Source organism: Streptomyces sp. SCL15-4 (assembly GCF_033366695.1).
Lineage (GTDB): Bacteria > Actinomycetota > Actinomycetes > Streptomycetales > Streptomycetaceae > Streptomyces.
The window spans coordinates 2,556,676-2,580,060 of the sequence record NZ_JAOBTQ010000001.1 but is presented as its reverse complement, the minus strand read 5'-3'; the positions used below and the strand labels follow the sequence as shown (position 1 = coordinate 2,580,060).

General features: G+C 69.1%; 34 protein-coding genes. 33 read left to right on the top strand and 1 reads right to left on the bottom strand.

Annotation, left to right across the window (positions count from 1 at the left end; all coding sequences use genetic code 11):
• Positions 1-165: 165 nt before the first annotated feature.
• The 10 genes from SCK26_RS10715 (at position 166) to SCK26_RS10670 (ending at position 3,615) form a co-directional block, all read left to right on the top strand.
• The gene (locus tag SCK26_RS10715; RefSeq protein WP_318201060.1) at positions 166-849 is read left to right on the top strand and encodes a GIY-YIG nuclease family protein; all 684 of its coding nucleotides are present in this window, start codon (positions 166-168) and stop codon (positions 847-849) included.
• 32 nt (positions 850-881) lie between these two features.
• Positions 882-1,274 carry a hypothetical protein gene (locus SCK26_RS10710; RefSeq protein WP_318201059.1) on the top strand — a complete coding sequence of 131 codons (393 nt, stop codon included), beginning with the start codon at positions 882-884 and terminating at the stop codon, positions 1,272-1,274.
• 30 nt (positions 1,275-1,304) lie between these two features.
• A complete protein-coding gene (locus tag SCK26_RS10705) occupies positions 1,305-1,481 on the top strand; it encodes a hypothetical protein (protein WP_318201058.1) in 177 nt (58 codons plus the stop codon).
• Between the two features lie 41 nt (positions 1,482-1,522).
• Positions 1,523-1,690, top strand: coding sequence for a hypothetical protein (locus SCK26_RS10700; protein WP_318201057.1), 168 nt, complete (start codon positions 1,523-1,525; stop codon positions 1,688-1,690).
• Position 1,691: 1 nt separating this feature from the next.
• Entirely contained in the window at positions 1,692-1,883 is a 192-nt protein-coding gene (locus SCK26_RS10695; protein ID WP_318201056.1) for a hypothetical protein, read from the top strand.
• A gap of 88 nt (positions 1,884-1,971) precedes the next feature.
• Positions 1,972-2,466, top strand: coding sequence for a hypothetical protein (locus SCK26_RS10690; protein ID WP_318201055.1), 495 nt, complete (start codon positions 1,972-1,974; stop codon positions 2,464-2,466).
• A 10-nt stretch (positions 2,467-2,476) separates the two neighbouring features.
• Entirely contained in the window at positions 2,477-2,698 is a 222-nt protein-coding gene (locus SCK26_RS10685; protein WP_318201054.1) for a hypothetical protein, read from the top strand.
• Positions 2,699-2,700: 2 nt separating this feature from the next.
• Positions 2,701-2,892: a hypothetical protein gene (locus SCK26_RS10680; protein ID WP_318201053.1), complete on the top strand. Its 192-nt coding sequence runs from the start codon at positions 2,701-2,703 to the stop codon at positions 2,890-2,892.
• Positions 2,893-3,156: 264 nt separating this feature from the next.
• Positions 3,157-3,399 carry a hypothetical protein gene (locus tag SCK26_RS10675; RefSeq protein ID WP_318201052.1) on the top strand — a complete coding sequence of 81 codons (243 nt, stop codon included), beginning with the start codon at positions 3,157-3,159 and terminating at the stop codon, positions 3,397-3,399.
• A 12-nt stretch (positions 3,400-3,411) separates the two neighbouring features.
• On the top strand, positions 3,412-3,615 hold the full coding sequence (locus SCK26_RS10670) for a hypothetical protein (RefSeq protein WP_318201051.1): 204 nt from the start codon (positions 3,412-3,414) through the stop codon (positions 3,613-3,615).
• Between the two features lie 58 nt (positions 3,616-3,673).
• Here the strand turns inward: SCK26_RS10670 and SCK26_RS10665 are convergent, their stop codons facing one another.
• Positions 3,674-4,105 (bottom strand): DUF2511 domain-containing protein, encoded by a 432-nt coding sequence (locus SCK26_RS10665; RefSeq protein WP_318201050.1) that lies wholly within the window; start codon positions 4,103-4,105, stop codon positions 3,674-3,676.
• A gap of 50 nt (positions 4,106-4,155) precedes the next feature.
• Here SCK26_RS10665 and SCK26_RS10660 point away from each other — a divergent pair, with 50 nt between their 5' ends.
• The 23 genes from SCK26_RS10660 to SCK26_RS10550 all read left to right on the top strand — a co-directional run bounded on the left by SCK26_RS10660 (position 4,156) and on the right by SCK26_RS10550 (position 23,373).
• Positions 4,156-4,539: a holin gene (locus SCK26_RS10660; RefSeq protein WP_318201049.1), complete on the top strand. Its 384-nt coding sequence runs from the start codon at positions 4,156-4,158 to the stop codon at positions 4,537-4,539.
• Positions 4,540-5,148: 609 nt separating this feature from the next.
• Positions 5,149-5,613 carry a hypothetical protein gene (locus SCK26_RS10655; protein ID WP_318201048.1) on the top strand — a complete coding sequence of 155 codons (465 nt, stop codon included), beginning with the start codon at positions 5,149-5,151 and terminating at the stop codon, positions 5,611-5,613.
• Complete coding sequence (locus tag SCK26_RS10650) at positions 5,613-5,804, top strand: hypothetical protein (RefSeq protein WP_318201047.1); 192 nt, start codon at positions 5,613-5,615, stop codon at positions 5,802-5,804. The genes SCK26_RS10655 and SCK26_RS10650 overlap by 1 nt, the downstream gene beginning before the upstream one ends.
• The gene (locus tag SCK26_RS10645) at positions 5,785-7,356 is read left to right on the top strand and encodes a hypothetical protein (protein ID WP_318201046.1); all 1,572 of its coding nucleotides are present in this window, start codon (positions 5,785-5,787) and stop codon (positions 7,354-7,356) included. Before SCK26_RS10650 ends, SCK26_RS10645 begins: the two co-directional genes overlap by 20 nt.
• A 15-nt stretch (positions 7,357-7,371) precedes the next feature.
• Positions 7,372-8,751 carry a phage portal protein gene (locus SCK26_RS10640; RefSeq protein WP_318201045.1) on the top strand — a complete coding sequence of 460 codons (1,380 nt, stop codon included), beginning with the start codon at positions 7,372-7,374 and terminating at the stop codon, positions 8,749-8,751.
• Positions 8,752-8,753: 2 nt separating this feature from the next.
• Positions 8,754-9,785, top strand: a complete 1,032-nt coding sequence (locus SCK26_RS10635) for a hypothetical protein (RefSeq protein ID WP_318201044.1) — start codon at positions 8,754-8,756, stop codon at positions 9,783-9,785.
• A gap of 41 nt (positions 9,786-9,826) precedes the next feature.
• Positions 9,827-10,378 (top strand): hypothetical protein, encoded by a 552-nt coding sequence (locus SCK26_RS10630; RefSeq protein ID WP_318201043.1) that lies wholly within the window; start codon positions 9,827-9,829, stop codon positions 10,376-10,378.
• 57 nt (positions 10,379-10,435) lie between these two features.
• On the top strand, positions 10,436-11,398 hold the full coding sequence (locus SCK26_RS10625) for a phage major capsid protein (RefSeq protein WP_318201042.1): 963 nt from the start codon (positions 10,436-10,438) through the stop codon (positions 11,396-11,398).
• Positions 11,399-11,430: 32 nt separating this feature from the next.
• Complete coding sequence (locus SCK26_RS10620; protein WP_318201041.1) at positions 11,431-11,691, top strand: hypothetical protein; 261 nt, start codon at positions 11,431-11,433, stop codon at positions 11,689-11,691.
• A gap of 15 nt (positions 11,692-11,706) precedes the next feature.
• Positions 11,707-12,276 (top strand): hypothetical protein, encoded by a 570-nt coding sequence (locus tag SCK26_RS10615; RefSeq protein ID WP_318201040.1) that lies wholly within the window; start codon positions 11,707-11,709, stop codon positions 12,274-12,276.
• Positions 12,273-12,683 (top strand): DUF6093 family protein, encoded by a 411-nt coding sequence (locus tag SCK26_RS10610; protein ID WP_318201039.1) that lies wholly within the window; start codon positions 12,273-12,275, stop codon positions 12,681-12,683. The genes SCK26_RS10615 and SCK26_RS10610 overlap by 4 nt, the downstream gene beginning before the upstream one ends.
• Entirely contained in the window at positions 12,680-13,081 is a 402-nt protein-coding gene (locus SCK26_RS10605) for a hypothetical protein (RefSeq protein WP_318201038.1), read from the top strand. Before SCK26_RS10610 ends, SCK26_RS10605 begins: the two co-directional genes overlap by 4 nt.
• A complete protein-coding gene (locus tag SCK26_RS10600; RefSeq protein WP_318201037.1) occupies positions 13,078-13,500 on the top strand; it encodes a hypothetical protein in 423 nt (140 codons plus the stop codon). The genes SCK26_RS10605 and SCK26_RS10600 overlap by 4 nt, the downstream gene beginning before the upstream one ends.
• Positions 13,501-13,513: 13 nt before the next feature.
• Positions 13,514-13,843 (top strand): hypothetical protein, encoded by a 330-nt coding sequence (locus tag SCK26_RS10595; RefSeq protein WP_318201036.1) that lies wholly within the window; start codon positions 13,514-13,516, stop codon positions 13,841-13,843.
• Between the two features lie 75 nt (positions 13,844-13,918).
• Positions 13,919-14,398, top strand: coding sequence for a hypothetical protein (locus tag SCK26_RS10590; protein WP_318201035.1), 480 nt, complete (start codon positions 13,919-13,921; stop codon positions 14,396-14,398).
• On the top strand, positions 14,398-14,916 hold the full coding sequence (locus tag SCK26_RS10585) for a hypothetical protein (RefSeq protein WP_318201034.1): 519 nt from the start codon (positions 14,398-14,400) through the stop codon (positions 14,914-14,916). The genes SCK26_RS10590 and SCK26_RS10585 overlap by 1 nt, the downstream gene beginning before the upstream one ends.
• Before the next feature lie 50 nt (positions 14,917-14,966).
• The gene (locus tag SCK26_RS10580; RefSeq protein WP_318201033.1) at positions 14,967-15,227 is read left to right on the top strand and encodes a hypothetical protein; all 261 of its coding nucleotides are present in this window, start codon (positions 14,967-14,969) and stop codon (positions 15,225-15,227) included.
• Between the two features lie 3 nt (positions 15,228-15,230).
• The gene (locus tag SCK26_RS10575; RefSeq protein WP_318201032.1) at positions 15,231-19,334 is read left to right on the top strand and encodes a phage tail tape measure protein; all 4,104 of its coding nucleotides are present in this window, start codon (positions 15,231-15,233) and stop codon (positions 19,332-19,334) included.
• A gap of 14 nt (positions 19,335-19,348) precedes the next feature.
• Positions 19,349-20,215, top strand: a complete 867-nt coding sequence (locus SCK26_RS10570) for a phage distal tail protein (protein WP_318201031.1) — start codon at positions 19,349-19,351, stop codon at positions 20,213-20,215.
• Positions 20,216-20,227: 12 nt separating this feature from the next.
• Positions 20,228-21,286, top strand: a complete 1,059-nt coding sequence (locus tag SCK26_RS10565; RefSeq protein ID WP_318201030.1) for a hypothetical protein — start codon at positions 20,228-20,230, stop codon at positions 21,284-21,286.
• Positions 21,283-22,365 (top strand): hypothetical protein, encoded by a 1,083-nt coding sequence (locus SCK26_RS10560; RefSeq protein WP_318201029.1) that lies wholly within the window; start codon positions 21,283-21,285, stop codon positions 22,363-22,365. Before SCK26_RS10565 ends, SCK26_RS10560 begins: the two co-directional genes overlap by 4 nt.
• Before the next feature lie 4 nt (positions 22,366-22,369).
• Complete coding sequence (locus SCK26_RS10555) at positions 22,370-23,170, top strand: hypothetical protein (protein ID WP_318201028.1); 801 nt, start codon at positions 22,370-22,372, stop codon at positions 23,168-23,170.
• Positions 23,167-23,373: a hypothetical protein gene (locus SCK26_RS10550; protein WP_318201027.1), complete on the top strand. Its 207-nt coding sequence runs from the start codon at positions 23,167-23,169 to the stop codon at positions 23,371-23,373. The genes SCK26_RS10555 and SCK26_RS10550 overlap by 4 nt, the downstream gene beginning before the upstream one ends.
• Positions 23,374-23,385: the final 12 nt, after the last annotated feature.

Sequence of the window (23,385 nt, the reverse complement as noted above, 5' to 3'; positions counted from 1 at the left end):
TGCGGGCCGGATGGCGGGTGGATCGAATCCGGCTGGAAGCCAGCCTCGAAGATCGACTATCCATCCGGCAAGACGTATCAGAAGTGAACATATCCACCCTGCCAGGTGCGCTTCCGGCGCAAGCAGCGGACCGAGCGGCCCCAGCAGAACAGGAAGAAGGACACAGTGGACGACACCGCGAGCCGATGGGTGTACCTCATCGGGTCAACACTCACCAGGCCTGTCAAGATCGGGGTCACGAAGAACGTCGCCGCGCGCCTCGACGACCTCCGCGTCGGCTCCCCAGTCCCGCTTCACCTGATCTGGAAGACACGCGGAGGCAGGGCGCTGGAGAGCGGCCTCCATGAGTACTTCGCCCCGTATCGCATCCACGGGGAGTGGTTCGACTTCGGAGATGAGAACCCTGCTGCCCTCGTAGCGACCGCTGCGGTGATCATGGGTAGCCCCGCGCATCCCCAGCGCGTATCCACAGAGAGCCGTCTGCAAGTTGTTCACTCGACGCTGACCGCCGACGCGCCCAACGTGGTAGGGCACCTGATCAACGCGGCATCCGCAACCGGACGTGGCGCAGTAACCAACGCCGAGGCGTTCGCCTACCTCGCCACGGTCGACCCCGAGTTCACGCGCGGCAGCGACGAGAGCGAAGAGCAGTACCGCTCGCGCGTCGGCAAACGCCTTGCTGCTGCGCTGCGATCCGAAGGCGTCTCCGTGAAGGTCACCAAGGTCCCGGCAGTCGACGGTACGCGGGGCAACGGCTACCGACTCGAAGCCCTGCGATCCGCACTGGTCGCCAAGTTCGAGCGACGCCAGCCCGTCCGCACCGCGTGGCCGATGGCCAGCTCCTACTGAACAAACCACCTCAGACCACAAGGAGACCACTCATGGCAAAGACCTGGCAGCCGGGCGACGAGAAACGCTTCGTCCGCGACATCCAGCTCGGCAAGCCGTACTACATCGTCTACAAGATCGCCCAGAACCTGGCGCCGTGGGAGGACGCGGAGCTCTACTCCGAGATCCGCTTCACGAGCCGACTGCCGTTCACCAACACCCCCTGCACGGAGTACGGCTCCGACGCTGCCACCATCCTCCGCGGGCACGGCCCCATCCACGACACCCCGCCCCGCCGCATGCGCAACATCGCCGACGTTGCTGCCAGCGTCGGCGCACCCCTCGGCGACAACTACGAAGGCTTCCTCGACGAGGCCGAACTCCGCGGCTTAGAGAAGCAGCTCGCCGACCTGCCCAACCCGAAGCACCGGCGCTGGACCTGCTGAAACCCACCACCAACAAGAAGGAGATCACCGATGAGCGCCTACTACACCGCCGCACCCGGCCAGCCTGCGGGCGACCTGAAGTGCTGCGGCCAGCCGATGCGGGGTGTCGAAAGCGGCATCTATGAGTGCCAGCGCTGCGGCTGCCACGTGTACGTCGAGGACTTCCAGGTCGAGGACGTCCAGCACTGCCGTAGCCACCGCCGATAGCCCCGCACGTCCCACCCACCAGAACCGACTGGAGACCACCGATGCCGAACTGGCCGAACAAGCCGGTCGCGGACTTCACCGACGACGAGCTGGCCACCGCGATCGAGCAGCACGAGAACAGCGCCGACCCGGTCATCAAGCAGATCGTGCAGAGCTGCATCCGCGAGTGGGAACAGCGCCGCGGCCTCACCGCCTACCTGGAGGACTGACATGCCGACCACCAGCTACGGCCACGCGCTGGCCATCGGAGACCACACCGACCGCGACGACACCCCGGTCTGCTGTGACAGCGACATGACCGGCCAGGACCACAGCGCGGGCTACCTCGACTACACGTGCGGGGCCTGTGGCGCCGTCGTCACGCTCGACCCCAATGGCCTGGTGTTCAACATCGCCGACTGACTTCGCCGGGGCGCCCCTCGACGCCTGCCAGCAACCCAGGGGCGCCCCGCCACCCATCCACACGTCACCGCGCAGAGAGCAGCCCCACATGACCACGACCACCGCGGCGCCCGCAACCCGGCCGCCCGCCCTCACCCTCGACGAGCGGCTCGCCCTCGCCAGCCTCGCCATGGACGACCGGCTCGCGACCGCGGCCCTGGCCGTCGACGTCAACACCGCCCACATCCCGGTCGATCCGCTGCCCCAGATCACCATCCCGCTGCCGCCGGCCGCGGCCCCCACCCCGTACCGGACCCCGCTCGCCGCGCTCCTGCACCGGGCCCGGGTGCGGATCGAGACCGACGGGTGGGCGCGCGGGGCCTGCCGCGACGAGGACGGCCGACGGTGCGCGATCGGCGCCATCCGGGCCGAGGCCGACAGCCCCGGCCAGGCCGACGACGCGTCCGCGCTCCTCCTCGACATCGTCCGCCGCGGGTTCGGCGGCGACACCGTTCCAAGCTGGAACGACGCACAGACCAGCCCGCGGCCCGTGCTCCTCGCCCTCAGCCGCGCCGCCGACCACGCCCACAACCACAACCTCTAAGGAGAACCTCATGTCCAAGCCCAGCCAGCACGAACTCGACGTGTACGCCGACGAGAACGAGCGCATCGCCGCGTACCGGCGAGCACAGGCCGACCTGTACGAGCACACCGCCCGCGAAGCCGCCGCCGGCGTCATCCACGAGACGCCCGAATACCAGCGCCTCAACCAGGCCGTCATCGACGCCGGCAAGCGGCTGCCGAAGCGGTTCAAGCACCTCGCCAAGGGGGTGTGACCATGGGACTGTTCAGCCGCAAGCCCGCCCCGACCGTCATCGCCACCGGTGCAGAGATCGACGTCGCCGCCAAGGCGCTCGCCGCCGGCAACGACACGCTCGCCAACCAACTCTGCGACCGCGCCGGCTCGGACCGCCAGCGCGTGGCCATGGCCATCCTCGGCCGGTCCCTCGATTACGCGCCGCAGGACTGACCATGCCCCGCGAGTGCCAACTCTGCGGCGCCCCCGGCGGCTACCCATACTGCAGCGAAGACTGCCGGATTGCCGACAACCCCGACGACTACCCCGGCTACGACGAGGAGTAGGAGGCGCGAGTGACGGAGGCCTGCAAGCGTCTTGCTTGACCTGCCGATCACCGGTATGTCACAGTGCCCTCAGGGCAGGACACGTATGCCCGCAATCCTCAAGGCCCCCAGCTGCTGCCGGGGGCCTTTCGCATGCCCCGGGGAGGCCGCTGTGGACGTCACCGAGCTGTACCCCGACGACCTCGTCTACGAGCACGAGGCGACCGCGGCGACCGGCGTCCCTGGCCCCGTGATCCGGCAGTGGGCGCGCCGCGGGAAGATCCGCCGCTTCGAGGGCGACGGCCGGCTCACCGGGCAAGGCCACGAGTACAAGACCATGTACGCCCTGCCCGAGATACAGGCCCGGGCCCGCACCTACCGGCCGATGCCGCAGCGCGCCCGCCGCGCCGCCTGAAAGGGGGTCACGATGCCTCGCACACCGACAGCGCTGCTGATCCCGTGCCCCTGGTCCGGTGACGAGTACGATCCGGTGCCGCGCAGTTATGCGGCCTGGTTCTGGCTGTACACGCGGACGCGGCGGCTGCGCCACCTCCTCGGTCTGCACGACTACCAATACGTGCCGGCGATCAGGGCCCGCCACTGCACATGGTGCGGCAAGTCCGCCGCCTGATCGTCCCGCCGTCTGCCCACCGTCCCCGGGCGGCGGGACCCCATCCTCAGGGGCTTGGTCAACAGAGAGACCGGCCTTTCGCGAGCACTTCGGAGATGTCGACCTTTAAGCCATGCCCAAGATTCTCGTCGTCGGCCCAGATCGGTTCGATCGACGGATAGCCAGCACCCTTTGCAGTACCGTTCACCGCGTACTCAGTGCCGTTGGGGGCAGTGAATGTCACCTCGTCGCCTGGACGGCAGCGGAGAGTGCCAGCCGAAACCGTGAAGGGCCACTCGGTGAAGCGGGCTGATGTCACCGGGAGCGTGTGTGTATCTCCACGGTCTGAGCCAGTCACTGTCGATGCCGAGCGATCTTTGCTGCTCGTCGACTCGTCATCGTCGCTGCCGCAACTCTGTAAGCACGCAAACCCGATGATGCAGGCGAAAACCGCAACCGTGATCTTTTCGCCGCTACTGAATGGGCGCTGTCCGCTGTGTCTGTCAGCCATGATCCCCCTCAATGCGTGAGGGATACGGTACGACCCCGGAGAGGTCAGCGATGCCCAAACGCGGAGGTTACCGGGTGTGCACCGTCCCCGGGTGCCCCGAGTACACCGAGGGCGGCAGGTGCGAGCAGCACCGGCGTGAGGCAGAGAAGCGGCGCGGTTCGGCGAGGCAGCGGGGCTACGGCTGGCAGCATGAGACCCGGTTCCGGCCGGCCGTCCTCGCCCGCGACCCGCGGTGCGTGTGCACCGACGAGGAGCACGGACACGGGCAGCCGTGCGGGCAGCCGAGCGTGCACGCCGACCACTGGCCGCTCAGCCGGCGCGAGCTCGTGGCCCGCGGCCTGGACCCCGACGACCCACGGCACGGCCGCGGCCTGTGCGGTCCCTGCCACAGCAGCAGCACAGCGCGCGAGCAGCCTGGAGGCTGGAACCGATGACCGCGAAGCCCAAGGTGACGGTCAAAGAGCAGGCGGCTGAGCCGATGCCCATCGAAGCACCGCAGGATGAGGAGCCCAGGTGCGGAGCCCCTCACCAACTCGCCCTCCTGGCGCACCTGCACTGCTCTGAGCCGGCTGGTCATGACGGCCCTGGAGGCTCCCGGGCGGCCCTGCACCCGCACCGAGTGGTGCACGACGGCACCCTCTACGTCTGGGCCTGACCACCCCGGGTCACCCCCGCTGGTCCCGGTGGCCGGACTGTCGTCACCTTCTGTAACGGTCGGGGTGGGGGGACCCCCCGTCCCGGAATTGCCGGGGGACCGCCGGGGAGGTGGCTGTCCGTCTGTACGGGTCTGGGCGGTGCAAGATCGAAGTCCGTGATGACTCAGTGTGACCCTGCGCTGGCCGCAACGGCGGGCGCCGACGTGCCGCAACGGCACGAGGAGTTGATCAGTCATGGCAGGTATGGGACCGCCTCCCAAGCCAGCCGGGGAGCGACGTCGGCGCAACGCCACGGTTGCGATGACCCGACTGCCGGCGGGTGGCCGACAGGGAGAACCACCCAAGTGGCCGCTCATTGACGACGTCGTTGCTACCACGCAGCGGGACATGGCCCGCCGCCAAGCCGACGAGTACGAGCTCCAGCTGATGGAGCCGGACTTGCAGGGCCGGCAGCGGGCCGCGGTGCAGCGGAAGCTGGACGCCGCGCAGTCGGCAGCGACCGTGTTGGACAAGCAGATCGAGGCGACAGCGGCCCTGGAAGCGGAGCTGTGGTCGGACTTGTGGGCGACGCCGCAGTCGGTTGCCTGGGAGCGGCTCGGCTGGACTCGCGAGGTCGCCCAGTACGTCCGCTGGAAGGTGAAGGCGGAACTCGGCGACTTGGACGCCTCGAAGGAGGCCCGCCAACTGGGTGACCGGCTGGGGCTGACGCCGCTGGCGATGCTGCGGCTCCGCTGGGAGGTGGCCGCCGACGAGGTGGCCGAGCAGCGACAGGAGCGCACGGCGCAGGTCCGCAAGAAGACGGCCCGGCAGAGGCTGCGGGTGGTCGACTCGGAAGCGGCTGGAGGATCGTAATGGCCCAACTGGTGAAGCTGGAACCGGGCGACGTCCTCGTCCTCGGCAATGTCGGCGACGCCTTCACGGACGATGAGGCCGTCGAGCGCTTCGCCCGCACGATGAGGGAACTGGGTATCGAGCACGTGCTCCTCTTCGAGGGTGGCGTCGACCTGAGCAAGGTGTCCTCGGATGCCGTGGCGGGGACCTGACCATCCGGGTGAATTCCCCACTCTGGGCTGGCTGGTGGGGGAGTGGATCGAGGCCCACTGCGTCATTCCGGACGGCGACGACATCGGCAATCCGTACCTGCTCACGGACGAGATGTGGACGTTCCTCGCATGGCACTACCGGCTCCGACCGGACGCCACGGAGGACGGCTGGCGGTCGGCCTGGCACTACCGCCGCAGCCAGCTGGTGCGTCCGCAGAAGTGGGGCAAGGGTCCACTGACCTGCGCGATGGTGTGCGCCGAGGCGGCCGGCCCGGTCAGGTTCGCCGGCTGGGACTCGGGCGGCGAGCCGGTGGGACGGGCGTGGGAGACGCCGTGGATCCAGATCGCGGCCACGTCCGAGGACCAGACGGATAACGTCTATCGCGCGCTCGTCCCGATGATTGACGAGGGGCCGCTGGCGGATTTCATCCCGGACACGGGCGAGACCCGCATCAATGTCCCGGGCGGTGGCCGCATCGAGCCGGTCACCAGCTCGGGCCGGGCCCGACTCGGTCAGCGGATCACGTTCGCGGTGCAGGACGAGACACACAGCTGGCTGGAGGCGAACGGCGGTTGGAAGCTCGCCGAGACTCAGCGCAGGAATCTGTCAGGCACGGGCGGCCGCGCGGTAGAGACGACGAATGCCTGGGATCCGTCGGAGCAGTCCGTGGCCCAGCGCACTGCGGAGGCATCCGTGAAGGACGTGTACCGCGACCACCGGATTCCGGCGCCGGCGTCGCTGGCGAACAAGCGGGAGCGGCACAAGGCGCTGCGCGTCGCCTACGGCGATTCCTCCGTTCTCGCCGGCGGCTGGGTTGACCTGGACCGGATCGACGGCGAACTGGTTGAGATCGCCGAGAAGGACCCGGCCCAGGCCGAGCGGTTCTACCTGAACCGGATCGTCGCCGGTACGGGGGCGTACATCGATGGCGACCGCTGGGATCTGCGCCGCGAGCCGCGCGAGGTAGAGCCGGGCACTGCGGTGACACTGGGCTTCGACGGCTCTGACATCGACGACTGGACGGGCATCCGCCTGGAGACCCTGGACGGCTACCAGTTCACCCCGACCTACGGGCCTGATTCCCGGCCGACGGTCTGGAACCCGGCCGAGTGGAGCGGGCAGGTGCCGCGGCTTGAGGTGATGACCGCCTTCGACGAGGTGTTCTCTACTTACCGGGTGGTGCGCGCCTATCTCGACCCGCCGTTCTGGGAGTCCGAGTGCGACACGCTCGCCGAGCGGTACGGAGAGAAGACCGTCACCCGCTGGTACACGAATCGGATCGCGCAGATGCACGGCGCGGCCGAGCGGCTGGCGACGGACGTGACGAAGAAGGACTCGACCTTCCGGCACGACGGCTGTACGTGGGCCGGGCAGCACATCCGCAATGCGCGGAAGGCGGCTCGGCCGGCGGGCCGGTACTTGCTGAAGAAGGCGTCCGAGTCGCAGAAGATCGACATCGCCATGTGCTCGATCCTCGCCCACGAGGCGGCCGGGGATGCGGTCGCCGCGGGTCTGGCCAAGCCGAAGAGGCGCAGGGCGCGTGGATTCTGACCGAGAGGGGGCCGGATGCCTGAGCCTACTGTCCAGTCCCCGGAGTGGTGGCGTGACCGCCTGTACCAGGCTCTGTCCAAGCGGTCGGCGGAGACGAAGGTCTACGACGACTACTACGAGTGCGAGCATCCGCTGCCGCATCTGCACGAGAGGGCCCGGGCTCCGTTCCGCCGGTTGCTGAAGATGTCGCGGGCGAACTACTGCGAGCTGGTGGTGGACGCTTTCGTGGGGCGGCTGGAGGTGGCCGGCTTCCAGTCGGACATCGAGGGCGCCGCGGACGAGGCGGCGTGGGAGCTGTGGCAGGAGAACAACCTGGACGGCGGTTCTCAGCTCGCCTTTCTGGAGGCCGCGATCCACGGCACTGCGTACCTGATGGTGTCGCCGGTACGGGATGGGGGCTTCCGGGTCACACCGGAGCACCCGACGCAGGTCATCCTGGCCTATCGCCCGGACGCTCCCGGTGTCCCGGCAGCAGCTTTGAAGCTGTGGCTGGATGACTGGACGGCTCGGCTGTGCTGCACCCTCTACCTCCCGGACCGCATTTACAAGTTCGAGGCGCCGGAGCCGAAGACGGGCGGCAAGCCACAGTGGGTGCGGCGGGAGGTGGCCGGCGAGAAGTGGGGTGGCCGCAACGTCTTGGGCGAGGTGCCGTTCGGTGAGCTGGCGAACCGGCCCCGGATGCTGAAGCCGGGGGCCTCGGAGCTGCGGTCGGTGACCGGGATCCAGGACCGGATCAACAAGACGATCGCGGACCGGATGATGACGCAGGAAGCGGCGGCGTTCCCACAGAAGTGGGCGACGGGGATGGACATCCCGGTTGATGACAACGGTCAGGAGATCGAGCCGTTCGACGTGGCGGTGAACAAGATCCTGGTCGCCGAGGGCGATAACGCCAAGTTCGGGCAGTTCGCTGCCGCGGACCTTACGGGCTACCTGAAGGCCAAGGAGGAGGACGTCCGCGACATCGCGGCCATCACCTCCACGCCGCCGCACTACCTGCTGGGGGCGTTGACGAACCTGTCTGCGGAGGCTCTGAAGGCGGCCGAGGCGGGCCTCATCCACAAGATCTATCAGCGGCGCCGGTTCCTGGAGGAGGGCCTGGAGCGCACGATGCGCCTGGCCGGGTTCGCCTCCTTGCAGGCCCGGATCGTGTGGAAGTCCCCGGAGTGGCGGACGGAAGGCGAGCTGGTCGACGCACTGGTGAAGATGGGCACGCTCGGCGTACCGCGTGAGGTGCTGTGGGAGCGCTGGGGCGCTACACCGCAGGAGATCGAGCGGTGGCGTCGCCTTAACGAGGACGCTCTCGACCGGGCAATGGCGGGCGACATGGCGGCCGAGTACGGGCCCAAGCCGTCTGCGGAGGCCGATCCTTTGCAAGCTGGCCTTGAGGGGTAGGGGTGACCGTCGGCGTCCGGCGGATCGCGCTGCGGCACTACCGGCAGCAGCAGCGGATCACCCGGCTCACCGCGAACCAGGTCCAGGAACTGTGGCGGCTGATCGACATCGGCGACCTCACCGGCTCGTGGAACGCGGGCATCGGCCGAAGGGTGGTCCAGACGGTCACCGCGGGCCAGCTGGCCTCGGCGCGTCTCGCCGACGACTACGTGGACGAGGTCGTGGCCGCGGAGGGCGCCGACCCAGAGCGGCTGGGCGCTGTGCGGCCGAGTGCGTTCGCTGGGGTCGCCGCCGACGGACGCACCTTGGACTCGTTGATGTACCTGCCGGTCATCACGACAAAGCAGGGCATCGGGGCCGGGCTGGCCGCGCAGGATGCGCTGATGCGAGGCCTGCGACAGGCGTTGGCCTTGTCCGGCTCGGAGGTGGCCCAGGCCGGTCGGAGTGCCGTCGGGGCGTCGATGGCCGGCAAGCGCACCATCCAGGGCTACGTGCGCGTGGTTCAGCCGCCCGCGTGCGCGCGGTGCATCGTCTTGGCCGGCAAGGAGTTCGGCTGGAACAAGGGCTTCCAGCGGCATCCTCGCTGCGACTGCATCCACTTGCCGACCACGCTGATCGCCCGCAACCAGCACCGCGGCCAAGGCGCCGACGACACGGGCGGCCGCGGGTTCATGGACCCGCGTGGTTACTTCGACAGCCTGTCCAGAGCCGAGCAGGAACGCACCTTCGGTGAGGCCGGCGCCCGGGCCATCCGTGAGGGCGCCGACATGGCGCAGGTGGTGAATGCCCGGCGCGGCATGTACACCACGACCGCCTACGGCCGTGTCCTGAGCGCGACCCGCGAGGGCGCCACGCGCCGCGGTCACTTCTACCGTCTGGAGCGGCGCCGCGCGGTCGACCGCGGACTGGTCCCACCGAGCGGCCGTGGCTTCCACCTGCGCACGCCCCGGCTCATGCCCGAGCAGATCTTCGAGCTTGCCGAATCACGCGACGAGGCGATCGCGATGCTCCGTCGCTTCGGCTATTTGTCCTGACCGCGCGCAACGCGCGGCCTGATCCCGCAACGGGAGCACGCATGTCCGAGACCACAACCGAATCCACCGCTCCGCAGGGAAGCGAGGGCGCCGAGCCGGCAGAGGAGCCGGCCGGGGCGCCGGAGCCGACGGCCAGCGCGCCGCTCGGCCCGGCGGGGGAGAAGGCGCTCGACGAGTGGAAGCGCCGCGCCAAGGCAGCCGAGAAGACTGCGAAGGAGCACGCCGCCCGTCTGCAGGAGATCGACGACCGAGACAAGTCGGAACTCCAGAAGGCCACCGAGCGCATGACGAAGGCCGAGCAGCGCGCCACCGCAATGGTGGAGCGCGCAACCCGCGCCGAAGTGAGGGCGCTCGCGGCGGCCACCTTCGCCGATCCCTCCGACGCCGCAGCCTTCCTCAACCTGGCGGACTTCGTCGACGACGACGGCGAGATCGACAGCAAGGGCATCGAGAAGGCCCTCGCCGATCTCCTCAAGCGCAAGCCGCACTTGGCGAAGGAGGCGCCGCCTTCGTTCGACGGCGGTGCGCGCACCACGGCGGCGAAGCCGACCTCCATGAACGATCTCATCCGCCAGCAGGCGGGTGCGAGCTAACCACGTCCGGCCCGGTCTGATCCGGCCGGCCATTCTCGCGAAAGGCAGGCATCAGCCGTGGCCTACAACAACATCACGTCGCGGACCGACGCCGCGGCTCTCATCCCCGAGGAAGTCTCCAAGGAGATGCTCGGCAAGGCCGTCGAAGACTCGGCCGCGCTGAGCATGTTCAAGCGGATCCCGGTGGCCCGCGGCCAGGTCCGGCTGCCGATCCTGTCCGCTCTGCCGGTTGCCTACTGGGTCGCCGGCGACACGGGCCTGAAGCAGACCACGGAGGTGAACTGGGCGAACAAGTTCCTCAACGTCGAGGAGATGGCGACGATCGTCCCGTTCCCGGACAACGTCCTCGCCGACACCGACGCGGACCTGTGGGACGAGGCGGAGCCGCTGGTCCGGGAGGCGTTCGGGCGCCTGCTCGACTCGACGATCTTCTTTGGGACGAACGCGCCCTCCAGCTTTCCCACGAACATCCTCTCGGCCGCCACCGCGGCCGGGAACAGCGTGAACGAGGGCGCCACCGCCGCGCAGGGTGGCTTCTTCGGCGACATCGACAACGTGTACGAGAAGGTCGAGGCCGACGGTTTCGAGGTCAACGGCTTCGTCGCCGCAACCTCTGCCAAGAGCAAGCTGCGCCGGGCCCGCGACACCCAGGGCCGCAAGCTCGACGAATCCCGTATCTCCGGCGACATGCGCACCCTCGACGGCTACCCGATCCAGTACGCGATGAAGGGCATGTTCCCCCTCGCGGGTGGCGCTGGCGTGGACGGTGTGCGCCTGTTCGCCGGTGACTGGGACGAGTTCGTGATCGGTGTGCGTTCCGACATCTCGATGAAGATCCTCGACCAGGCGGTCATCCAGGACAACACGGGCGCGATCATCTACAACTTGGCCCAACAGGACATGACCGCCGTCCGCCTGACGTTCCGCGTCGGCTGGCAGGTCTCCAACCGCATCAACAACGAGCAGCCCACCGAGGCGTCCCGCTATCCGGTCGGCGTTCTGAAGACCGTCGGCGCCTAATCCGCACTCTTCCGGAACCAAGGAGGCCTGTCATGGCCGCATCGCGATCGAACAAGCCGGCCGGCGAGCCGGAGAACCAGCCCGTGCCTGAGGGCGACGACGTGGCGAAGGCCGTGCAGCACGCCACCGACAGGGCGCAGGAGCAGGGCTTCTACGGTGTCGCAACGGACCCGACCCCGAGCGAGCACTACACCGTGGCAGGCGTCACAGCCGGCAAGCCGACACCCGAGACGGACGTGGACCACGCCCGCGAGGTCCGGCAGAAGCTCGACGACGACGCGCGCAAGAATTGACACAGGGAGGTCGCCGTGGCTCTTCCCCCGTTCGCTACGGCGGCCGAACTGTCGACAGTGATGCAGACTCCGGTCGATCCGGCCGCCGCCGAGCTGGCGTTGGCGTCTGCATCGGCTGTGATCCGCAAATGGACGCGGCAGACGATCACGAAGGTCGTCGACGACGTTGTGCAGCTACGGGTCATCGACGTTGCGGAGCTCGTCTTGCCGCAGCGGCCGGTCATCTCGGTGTCCGAAGTGCGGGTCCAGGCTCTGGTGCTCGCCGACTGGGTGCTGTCGGGGGACCGGCTGCTGCGCACGGGCGGCTGGCGGTATCTTCCGGGCACCGCTTCCTATCCGGACCCTGGCATCGTTCAGGTGACCTACACGCACGGCTACGAGGAAGTGCCGGACGACGTCCGCGCCGTGTGTCTGGATCTTGCCGCGTCCACGCTGGCCAACCCGTCGATGCTCCGCCAAGAGGCTATCGACGACTACACGCGGACGTTCGCCGCGGAATCGCTGGGCTTGGGCGGCCTCTCCGACGCCCACAAGACGATGCTGGGCGACTACCGCCGCCGCATCGGCACGATGAGGCTGCGATGAGCCTGGATGCAGTCCTTGCGGCAGGCCGCCGGGCGGCCGAAGCCCGGATGCGCGACACGGTCCGCCTGTATGCGCAGGCACCGGACGTCTTCGACCGGGGTTCCGGTAACACGGTCCCGGGCGAGCAGACGACCCTCTACAGCGGCAAGGCCCGGGTGAAGGCCATCGCCGCATCGACGGGGGAAGAGACCGAGGCAGGCGAACGCGAGGTTGTGCTGCGCGAGTACGAGGTGCAGCTACCTTGGGCCGCTTCCTTGCCGGCCGGCACGCGGATCATGCCGGGCATGCGTATCGAGGTCACATCCTCACCGGACGCCCGCATGGTCGGACTGATCCTCTGGGTGGCCGGCGCGACATTCTCCGATCAGTCGACGGCGTGGCGGATCAGAACGGAGGACCGGTCATGAGCGCACGCTTCGACATGAGCGACGTCCGCCGCCTCGAGCGGCAGCTGGCCCGCGCGATTCCCCGGCTGCGCCAGGAAGTCCGGCAGGTCACGATGCGCGGCGCCGTGAACATCAAGCGGGACTGGCAGGCCAACGCCCGGCAGTCCTCGGGCCGTCACGCGCCGGCCTACCCGAACTCGATCGGCTTCGACTTGGCCGCATACGGGCCGGACATCTTCATGGCCATCATCGGCCCGGACAAGGGAGCCCCGCAGGGAGCCCTCGGCAACCTGCTGGAGTACGGCTCGGTGAAGAACCCTCCGCACCGCGACGGCGGCCGCGCCGCAGACGTCGAAGAGCCCCGCTTCGAGGCCCAGATCGCACTGCTCGCCGACCGCGGCCTGACCTGGGGGGCATGATGCCCTCGGCTGCCCAGCCCCAGATACTGCCGCATCTGGATGCGGTGAAGGCCGCCTTGGAGGCGGCCGGCCTGACGGTCTACGTGGGCGGAGCCCCCACCTCGAGCGCCTGGACGCCGCCGGACAAGTTCGCCGTGCTCTACCCCGACCCGGGCATGGCTGTGCGTGAATCGCTCGCGGACGAGCGCACCGAGTTCGACTCCACCATTCAGATCACGTGCGTGGGCGGAGACGTCGATCGTGCCCTGTGGGTGGCCGACCGCGTCCGCAGGGCGCTCGCGACGCCACTCGCCGTCCCGGGGCGCACCTGCTGGCCGCCTGAGGATCGGGGCGGCCCTCCTGTGGCCCGGGACGACGACGTCACCCCGCCGCTCTACTACGTCCCCGTCCAGTACCGCATCTGCTCCACACCTGCCTGATGGAGGGCACCCCATGGCAACACTCGCCACCCAGGTCATCGCCCTGGCCGGCCTGAACCCCACCTATGGCGCCGCGACCGGTGGCGGCGACAAGTGTGAGGTGGGCGACAGGATTTTCTTGCACGTGAAGAACGGCGGGGGCTCGCCCATCACCGTCACGCTCACCGCGACCGCCTCCCTGCGCGGGCAGGCCGTCTCCAACGTCACCGTCAGCGTGCCGGCGAGCGGTGAGCGGATGATCGGCCCGCTCAGCGCCGATCTCCTCCAGAACGCGTCGGACGGCCTGTGCGCCATCGGCTACAGCGCCGCCGCCTCCGTGACCGTCGCGGCGCTGCGGATCTGACCGCCGCCCTTCACCCACCACCTCTGAAGCCCTGCGCCCTCTGGCCAGGGCCTTTCTCATGCCCTGGAGGGCCCAATGGCTGACCTCATCAGCGATGGCAAGACCCGCGTGGCGTGGCTGTCGACCGTCGCCAACATCAACGCCCCGACGGTCACGGAGCTGACCGCCGGCGCCGACTACACCAAGCGCATCACCCCCGACGGCCTCAAGCTCGACCCCAGCACCGCGGATGTCGACACCGGCTCCCTCGCCTCCACTTTCGACACCAAGACGGTCGGCCGCGTCGGCTTCGACGTCGAGCTGACGTTCAAGCGCGGCGACACCGTCGGCGACGACGCCCCCTACACGACCCTGAAGTACGGCGTGTCCGGCTTCCTCGTGGTCCGGCGCGGCCTGGCTTACAACACCGCGTGGGCCAGCGGGCAGAAGGTGGAGGTCTACCCGATCACCTGCGGAGAGCCGCAGAACTCCAGCCCGGCCGCCAACGAGGTCATGAAGTTCGTGTCCCCGATGAAGGTGACGGACGCGCCGGCGACCGCCGCGACGGTGGCCTGATGACCAGCATCAGCGACATCCTGAAGCAGGCCAAGCCCCGGGAACGCACGGTCCCGATCTGCATCCGCGGCGACCTGGCCGGCGAGGTCGAGCGCCTCACCGAGGAGATCAGCAAGGTCTCCTCGGACTGGGAGCCGTCCGACCTCACCGAAGAGCACCCGGCCCGGGCCCTGGCCGCCCGGCTGAAGGAAGTCCGGGAGGAAGCGAAGGCAGCAGAGGTCCCCTTCACCCTGCGGTACATCGGGGACAAGGCGTACAGCGACCTGCTGGCCGCGCACCCGTCGCAGGACGAAGGGCAGCTGTTCGACGCCCAGACCTTCCCCCGGGCGCTGATCGTGGCGTCCTGCGTAGACCCGGTGATGACCGCGGAAGAGGCCGCCGAACTGTTCGAGGTCCTGAACCAGGGCGAGATCGACAAGCTGGCGAACGCCGCCTGGGACGTCCACACCTCCGTGGACATCGCCCCTTTCTCGCTCGCCGCCTCCGCACTCCTGGAACGCGTCTTCGACGTGAAGTAGAGGCGGCCCGCGCCTGGGGCGTCCCCCGGTCGGTGTTCCTCGGCCGCGTTGTGGAGCAGGGCGAACCGCTGTGGCTCGACGAGGACCGGGCCTGGGCGCTCGCCCTGCTCGAGGCCGAGGCCAACGCCTGCCCCGACTGCGGACAGCCCTGGGACGTCGCCACCGACAAGGCCAACGAGTTCGAGTTCAGAGCCCACCTGATCCGCTGCCACGCGTGCACCGCGTCCGCCAAGGCCGTCCAGGCGTACCAGGACAAGAACGGCTCCACGCACGGCGTGCACGTCCAGATCGAGCGCCCTACCGGGAGGTGACCTGTGGCCACTCGCACCGTCACCGTCCGGCTGCGCGCGGACATCAGCCAGTACACCCGCGGCCTGCGGCAGGCCGCCGACAACACCTCCCGGCTCGCCGGCGCGGGCGCCACCGTGGGTACGGCGATGCTCACCGGCTTCGCCGTGGCCGCAGCCTCGGCGGCCAAGTTCGACAAGGCCATGTCGAACGTGCGCGCCGTGACGAACGCGAACACGAAGCAGCTGGCCCAGCTGCGCGCTGCGGCCCTGGAGGCGGGGAAGTCCACCCAGTACTCCGCCACGCAGGCGGCGGACGCCGAAGCCGAGCTGGCGCGCGCCGGCGTCTCCGTCGCGGACATCACCGGCGGCGCCCTGAAGGGCTCGCTGGCGCTGGCGGCGGCCGGGCAGATGGATCTGGCGGACGCGGCGATCATCAGTGCTCAGGCCATGAACACGTTCGGCCTGAAGGGCAAGGACGTTGGGCATATCGCCGACGTCCTGTCGGCCGGCGCGAACAAGTCTGCCGCGGACATCAGCGGTCTGGGCATGGCTCTGCGGCAGGGCGGCTTGCTCGCCCACCAGACCGGGCTCGGCCTTGAGGACACGGTGGGAGCCCTGGCCGCGTTCGCCGACCACGCGTTGGTGGGTTCGGACGCCGGCACGAGCTTGAAGACGATGCTCCAGCGGCTCACCCCGCAGTCGGATGAGGCCCGCCAGATGATGGACAAGCTGGGCTTCACCGCCTATGACAGCCAGGGCAAGTTCGTGGGCCTCGCGAAGATGGCCGGCAACCTCCAGTCGTCGTTCGGCACCCTCACCCCCGAGGCCCGCAACGCGGCCTTTGCCACGATCTTCGGGTCGGATGCCGTGCGCGCGGCGACGATCCTGTACGAGCTGGGTGCGGGCGGGGTCCAGAAGTACACGCGGGCGGTCAACGACAACGGGGCCGCGGCCCGGGTCGCGGCGGTCCAGACGGACAACCTGGCCGGCGACATGGAGCGCCTGCGCGGCGCCATCGAGACCGCCCTCATCGAGGGCGGCAGCAGTGCCAACGGCGCCCTGCGCGACATGGTCCAGTGGGTCACCCGCGTCGTGGACGCCTACAACAGCCTGCCGCCCGGCGTGCAGCACGCCGTGACCCTGTTCACCGGAGTCGGGGGCGCTGCGTCCCTCGCTGCGGCCGGGATCCTTCTGCTGCTGCCGAGGATCGCGGCCACACGTACCGCGCTGGCCTCCATGGGGGTCACCGCAGCGCGGGCGCGGACCGCGGTCGCCGGCCTGGGCACCCTCGGCTCTGTCGTCGGCGTCCTGGCCGCTATCACCTACGGCGTCAACGAGCTGAAGAAGGAGATGCGAGACGCCCCGCCCAGCACCAGCAAGCTCACGAACAGCCTCCTGGACTTCGCCGACACCGGAAAGGTCTCGGGGGAGGCGGCCAAGGCGTTCGGTGCGGATCTTGACCAGCTCAACGAGGCAGTCAAGCAGATCGCGCACCCGTCGATGGAGGACCGGATCCGGCACTGGCGAGAGTCCATGGAGCTGATCACCGACGACGACGTTCTCGGCGGCGGATCCATGAAGCTCGACGACGCCAAGACGAAGGTGCAGGCCCTCGACCAGGCCCTGGCCCAGATGGTGCAGTCAGGCGCCGCCGAGAAGGCGAACAAGACGTTCAAGGAGCTGTCCAAGGGGCTCGACGGCACGTCGCTGGAGAAGTTCAAGTCCCTGCTGCCCGGCTACACCGACGCCCTCGCCGACGCCGACACGCAGACCCGAACCACGGCCGGCGGGCAGAAGAACCTCGCGGACGTTGCCAAGGTGACCGCCGACTCGTTGCAGGACCAGAAGACCGAGGCCGAGAAGCTGGCCGACGCTCTCAACGACCTGAACGGTACGGCGATCAGCACCGCCGAGCGCGAGATCAGCTTCCGCCAGTCCCTCGCCGACCTCACCGAGGCCGTGAAGGACAACGGCCACTCCTTGGACGTCACTACGGAGAAGGGCCGCGCGGTGAAGGGCGCGTTCCTGGACGCCGCCAAGGCAGCCATGGACCACGCCCAGGCGGTGGCCGAGCAGAAGAACAGCCAGGAAGCCGGCCAGAAGGTGCTCGACAAGGACATCGGCCTGTTGCGCAAGCAGATGGAAGCCGCCGGCTTCTCGGCCGACGCGATCAACAAGCTCACCGCCGCCTACGCCCAGCTGCCCGCGTCGAAGACCACCGCGGTGACCGCCAAGACCGAGTCGGCGATGCGTGATCTTCAGGCCGTCAAGGACAAGGTGGAGCACACCAAGGGCAAGACGGTCACGATGGGCGCCCTGACCGGCGACGCCCGCAAGGCCCTGGAAGCCCTCGGCTTCAAGATCCGAGACACGCACGGCAAGACAGTCGAGATCACCCTGCCCACCGGCGGGCCGCGGGCGGCCGCCTCAATCATCCAGGGCTACATCAACGACGTGCACGGCAAGGACGTCGGCATCGGCGTCTACACCACCCACTACTACAAGACGGTCCAGCAGGGCGGGGCGCACTCCGGGCCGCAGCTGCCCGGTATGCCAGGCAGCGCACGCGGCGGACTCGTCCCCGGTTATGCCGAGGGCGGTGGCGTCCAGATCGGTCCGAACGGACTGATCCACGGTCCTGGGACCGGGCGGTCGGACAGCATCCTGGCGTTCTTCGCCAGCGGCGCCGTCGGCCGGATCGCGAACACGGAGTTCGTCGTCAACGCCGCGTCGACCAAGAGGTACCTGCCACTGCTGACGGCGATCAACGCCAACCGCATCCCCGGCTTCGCCGCTGGCGGCCTGGCGGGCGGCGGCATCCCCGGCTTCACCTACACCCCGACCGGCACGCCGGTGCTCGGCGGCCCGACGGACGCCAAGCAGCGCTACGACAAAGAGATCGACGACCTGAAGCAGGCATGGGACGACCTGACCAAGGCGCTGAAGGAACAGAAGAAGGCCGCCGACAACCTCAAGTCGGCCGAGGCCAACCTGAACAAGGTCCGGCACCGCAAGCACACCAAGGCGCAGCTGGAGGCCGCGGAAGACCGGGTAGGCAAGGCCCGGAAAGAAAAGCGGTCCGCCGACAGCACGGTCCGGGCCAAGCGCAAGAAGGTCAACGAGGCCGACGAGGAACTGGGGCTGAAGCACGGCCAGAAGGCGCCGGGCGCGTTCAACCTCAAGGCCTACGAGACCCAGCTGAACGAGAGCGTCGCCTCCACCGAGAGATGGCGGAAGAGCCTGAACAAGGTCGGTGCGCGAGGCGGGGCCGAACTCCAGAAGATGCTGGAGGGCATGGGTGAGGGCGGATACGACCTGGTCAACGCCCTGGCCGGCGCCTCCGACAAGGAGTTCAAGCGGATCACCGAGAAGTTGAAGAAGACCGGTGATCTCGCCAAGGCGACCCTGGGCGACTTCACCAAGCAGCTCAACAGCTCCACCAAGGAGTCCCAGCAGTTCGCCGCCGACCTCCAGAAGCTGGCCGCCTCCGGGTTCGGGGACCTCGCCCAGGCGCTGGCCGCCCAGGGCGACGCCTCCGCGATGGAGCTGGCCCACCAGGCGGCCGGCGACAGCAAGGCGGCCCGGTCGGCGAACGACTCGGTGAAGAACGCCCAGAACTCGCTGAGCGGCGAGGATCTCACCAACAGTCTGGTCCTGCTGTCGACGCTCCGGGGCGGCCCGGGCCGCGGGTTCGGGGACCTCATCTCCGCCGGCCTGGACGTCGCCACCATCCGTGCCCTGGTCCCGAAGATGACCGCCCAGATCAAGGCCCTGCCACCCGCCAATCGGGACGAGTTCATCCGGCAGTGGACGCAGCAGGGCGGCAAGGCGATGGCCGCCGGCGGCATCCTCACCCGCCCCACGATGGTGCTGGGCGGAGAGGCTAGCGTCCCGGAGTCGTGGATCCCCTGGAACAACTCCGAACGGTCGCGTGCCCTGCTGGCGAAGTCGGCGGCTGCGATGGGCTACCAGCTGGTGCCTGCTGGCCGGTACGGCGGCGGTGCCATGGCGGCCACTGCCATCGCCCGCGAGGTCCAGCGGCAGATCACCATCAACCTCTACGGCGCCCGCCAGACCGCCGCCGAGCAGGCGCACGACATCGCCCGCGTCATCAACTTCGTGGGCTGAGGAAGGGGGCGCGGATGCCGTACACGCCGGGTGCCACCCTGGACGGCCTCCAGGCAAGCCTGGGGGATCTCACCCTGGGGGGCGTCGACTCCGCTGGCGTGGCCTGGTACCTCCAGACCCTGGAGGGCTGGGATTCCCCCGATCTCCGGTCGTCGTACACCGACCGTGAGGGAGACCACGGGAGCTGGGCGTCACCGGCCTATCTCGGGGCCCGGCCGCTCACCCTGGGCGGCACCATCGTCGCTCCCTCCCGGGAGGACCTGGACCTGGCCATGGACCGGCTGCGAGCGGCGGCCTCGCTCACCGACACGCTGCTGGTGGTGCAGGAGACCATTCCCAAACAGGCCGTGGTCAGGCGCAGCGGGAAGCCTCTCATCCAATACGTCAGCGCCAACACGGCGACGTACAGCGTGATGGTGACCGCGGCGGACCCCCGCCGGTACAGCATCACGTTGCAGACCGGGACGACGGCTCTGCCGTCCACCACAGGTGGGCTGACCCTGCCGGCGGCCACGCCCTGGACGGTGTCGGCCACGACCGTCACGGGCGCCATCACCGCGACGAACCCGGGCACCTTCGCCACCCGGCCCGTTTTCACGGTCGCCGGCCCCGTTCAGAGTCCGAAGGTCGTCGTGGATGACGGCGGCGGCGAGCCGATCTCCCTGTCGTACAGCCAGACCCTGATCAGCGGCGAAAGCCTCGTCATCGACTGCGCCGCCCGGACCGTCATGCTCAACGGCACCGCGAGCCGGCGCCGCTACCTCACGGTCACCACGTGGCCCGAGATCCCCGCCAGCGGCACCGTCCGGATCGAGTTCCGCGCGGCCATCTACAACTCGTCTGCCACGCTCACCGCGCAGTGGCGGCCCGCATGGATGTGAGGAAGGGCCCCCATGCCTGACGCACTGTGGACGAACAGCACCACCTACGACGCGCAGGAACTGCGACGCGCGACCGCGATGCAGGTCATGACGAACGGCACCGCTCGCGGCGGCCGCTCCGGGATCCGGCCCGGGTCCGGCGGCTACGACGTCTCCGTCTCCGGGACCACCATCACCGTCACGCCCGGCGTGATGGCCGTGTCCGGCCCGTCCGGCGAGGGCGTGTACATCTGCCCCCTGGACGCGTCGTTCACCCTGACGCTCACCGCGGCGCACGCCACTCTGCCCCGGATCGACCTGGTGTATCTGCGGGTGTGGGATACCGACCTGGACGGCACGGGCCTGCGCAAGTCCGAGCCGGTGTACCTGGCCGGGACGGCCGCGGCCACGCCGGTCGCCCCGACGATCCCCGCGGGACAGACCGGGGTGGAGCTGGCCACCATCAGCGTGCCGGCGGCCGGCGGCGGCTCGCCCTCGGTGAGCCAGACCATCCGCCCGTACACCGTGGCACCGGGCGGCATCCTGCCGTCGAGCGCGGCCCCGGCCGGCCCGTACACCGGACAGGCCTATTACTCGGGCGGCAACCTGCTGATCTGGAACGGCAGCGCCTGGGACACCTACCAGAAAATGCCCGGGGCCTGGACAGCCTGGACGCCGACCTGGACCACGTCCACGGGCGCGCACACGCCGAGCTGGGGAAACGCCACGGTCGACTGCCGCTACACCAAACTCGGCCGACTGGTGATCTACAGCATGAACATCGCCTTCGGGACCTCAACGAACTTCGGCTCCGGTGTGGTCGCCGCCGACAACTGGACGTTCTCCCTGCCGGTCACGGCCGCCGCGACGAACTACCCGATCGGCAAGGCCTCGATGGAGCCGGGTGCTTCCCGGGGCGTGTCCGGGCTCGCGCAGACCAACACCGACGGCACCTCCATCATGATCCACATCGATTCCGGGGCCGTGAACGGGAGCACGGTGGCCGCCGGTGTCGTCGACAGCCTCTCCCCGTGGACCTGGGTGTCCGGGAACCGGCTCACGATCGTCGGACAGTACGAGTCCACGACATGACCGGCGGCCCCTACCAGCTCGCCTGGTACGGCGTCGACATGAGCACCGGCGGCATCGTGGAGGATCTCCCCTCCCTGAAGCCGTCCGGCGCCCTGACCCGGCGGATGGGCGCGTCCACCACGCTGCAGGTCGAGCTGAGCCTGGACGGCGCACCCGCCGAATGGGAGTCGGCCACCGCCCCGGGCCGATCACTGCTGGTCGCGGTCGACACCACCACCGACACCCCGCTGTGGGCCGGCGCCGTCCTCCCGCGCGACGGTGGCAGCGCGGACACGGTGCAGCTCGGCGCCGCCACCCTGGAGGCGTACCTGGACTGCCGCTATCCAGGCACCCAGACGCTGCTCCACACCGACCAGGCAAGCGTCGTTTCCGCCCTCGTAACCCCGGCCCTGACCGGCGGCCCACCGTTCGTCATCGACGCGGTCGCGACCGGCACGACCATGGACTACCTGACCGACGACGGCGACGACAAGACGATCCTGTCCTGCCTGACCGAGATCATGGGCCTGGACGGCGGACCCGAGTGGACCATTGACGTGGTCTGGAACGCCGGGCACAACGGCTTCCAGTTTCCCCTGCGGATCCGCAAGCAGGTCGGTCTGCAGGACGCCACGCCCGAGGCCGTCTTCGACTTCCCGGGCTGCGTCTCGGACTACCTCTTCAGCGAGTCCTACGAGAAGGACAAGGGCGCTACCCGGGTCCGGGCCCGCGGCGAGGGTGAGGGGTCATCCCGGCTGACGTCGGCAGCGCAGGACGCCACCGCGCAGCTGGCCAACGGCTGGCCCGTCTGGGAATACCGCTACACCCCGGCCACGGGAGTCACCGACCCCAACCAACTGAACGCCCACGCGATCAAGTCCGTTGGACTGATGGCCGAGGGCGCCCAGGTATGGACCATGCAGGCCATCGCCTCCCAGGCCCCGCGCCTCGGCACGGACTGGGGGCTGGGCGACACCGTCCGCCTCGCCGTCGAGACGTCGCGCCGGCACCCCAAGGGCGCGGACGTCGTCGCCCGCTGCTGGTCCTGGGAGCTGGAGCCCGGCGCCGACCGCGTCCGCCCGATCCTCGTACAGGAGTGAGCCGATGAGCGCAGTGCGCCAGCTCGACCAGCTACCGCCCGACGCGACGACCCTCGCCCGCAAGGTCGCCGAACTGGAACGCCAGGTGAAGGAACTGCGGGCGGCCCGGCGGCTCACCGCGGCGACCATTGGCACGATGCGCACCGCCACGACCGGGTCCCGTGTCGAGATCAGCCAGGAGAGCCAGGCCGTCCAGATCTACGCCCAGGACGGCGAGACGCTGCTGGCCGAACTCGGGCCCGAAGAGACCGGCGGCGGCGGACTGTGGACCCGCGGCCTCCAGACGCCGAACAACATCGCCGCCTCCCTGACCTCCGGGCAGCTCCAGTTCCAGCCGGCGGAACAGGGCCTGGTCGCCGTACCCGCAGGCATCACCTACGACTCCGACGCCTACCAGTACACCGACCTGATCCTGACCTCGGGGAACGTCGCGCCCACCGCGCACCGGGCCATCATGACGCTGGAGAGCACGTTCGAGGGCGGCAGCCCCTACGTGTACGTCCAGGGCGAGAACAGCACCCAGTGCAACCTGGACATCCTCGGCGTCCTCACCGCATCGAACATCGCCTACGGCCAAGTCAGCATCACGCCCAGCGCAGCAAACACGCCCACATCTGTGACCGTCACCGGCCTGGGGCTGAAGGGGACCACCTTCTACGGGCTGGCCACCGCCAACACCGTCGTGCCCGGGAGCCAGGTCACCGGCGTCGGCGTATCCAACGCCAGCTCCAACGGGATGACCATCTGGGCTACGCGCACCACTACAACTGCTACGAACGTGAACTGGATGGTGATCGGGATATGAGTGTGACCTTCGAACCGGCGCTGTGGTACTCCGTCACAGCACAGGACGACAACGAGGCATGCGCGAACTTCGGGAAGACGTTCGACGTCAACCCGTTCTACTCGAACGCCGGCACCAACTGCTACGTCCAGTGCGGCCTGTGCAAGCACAACATGACCATCACCTCCGCGACATTGCTGGACCCTCAGCCCGAGCTGTCCTAACCCGCACCACCC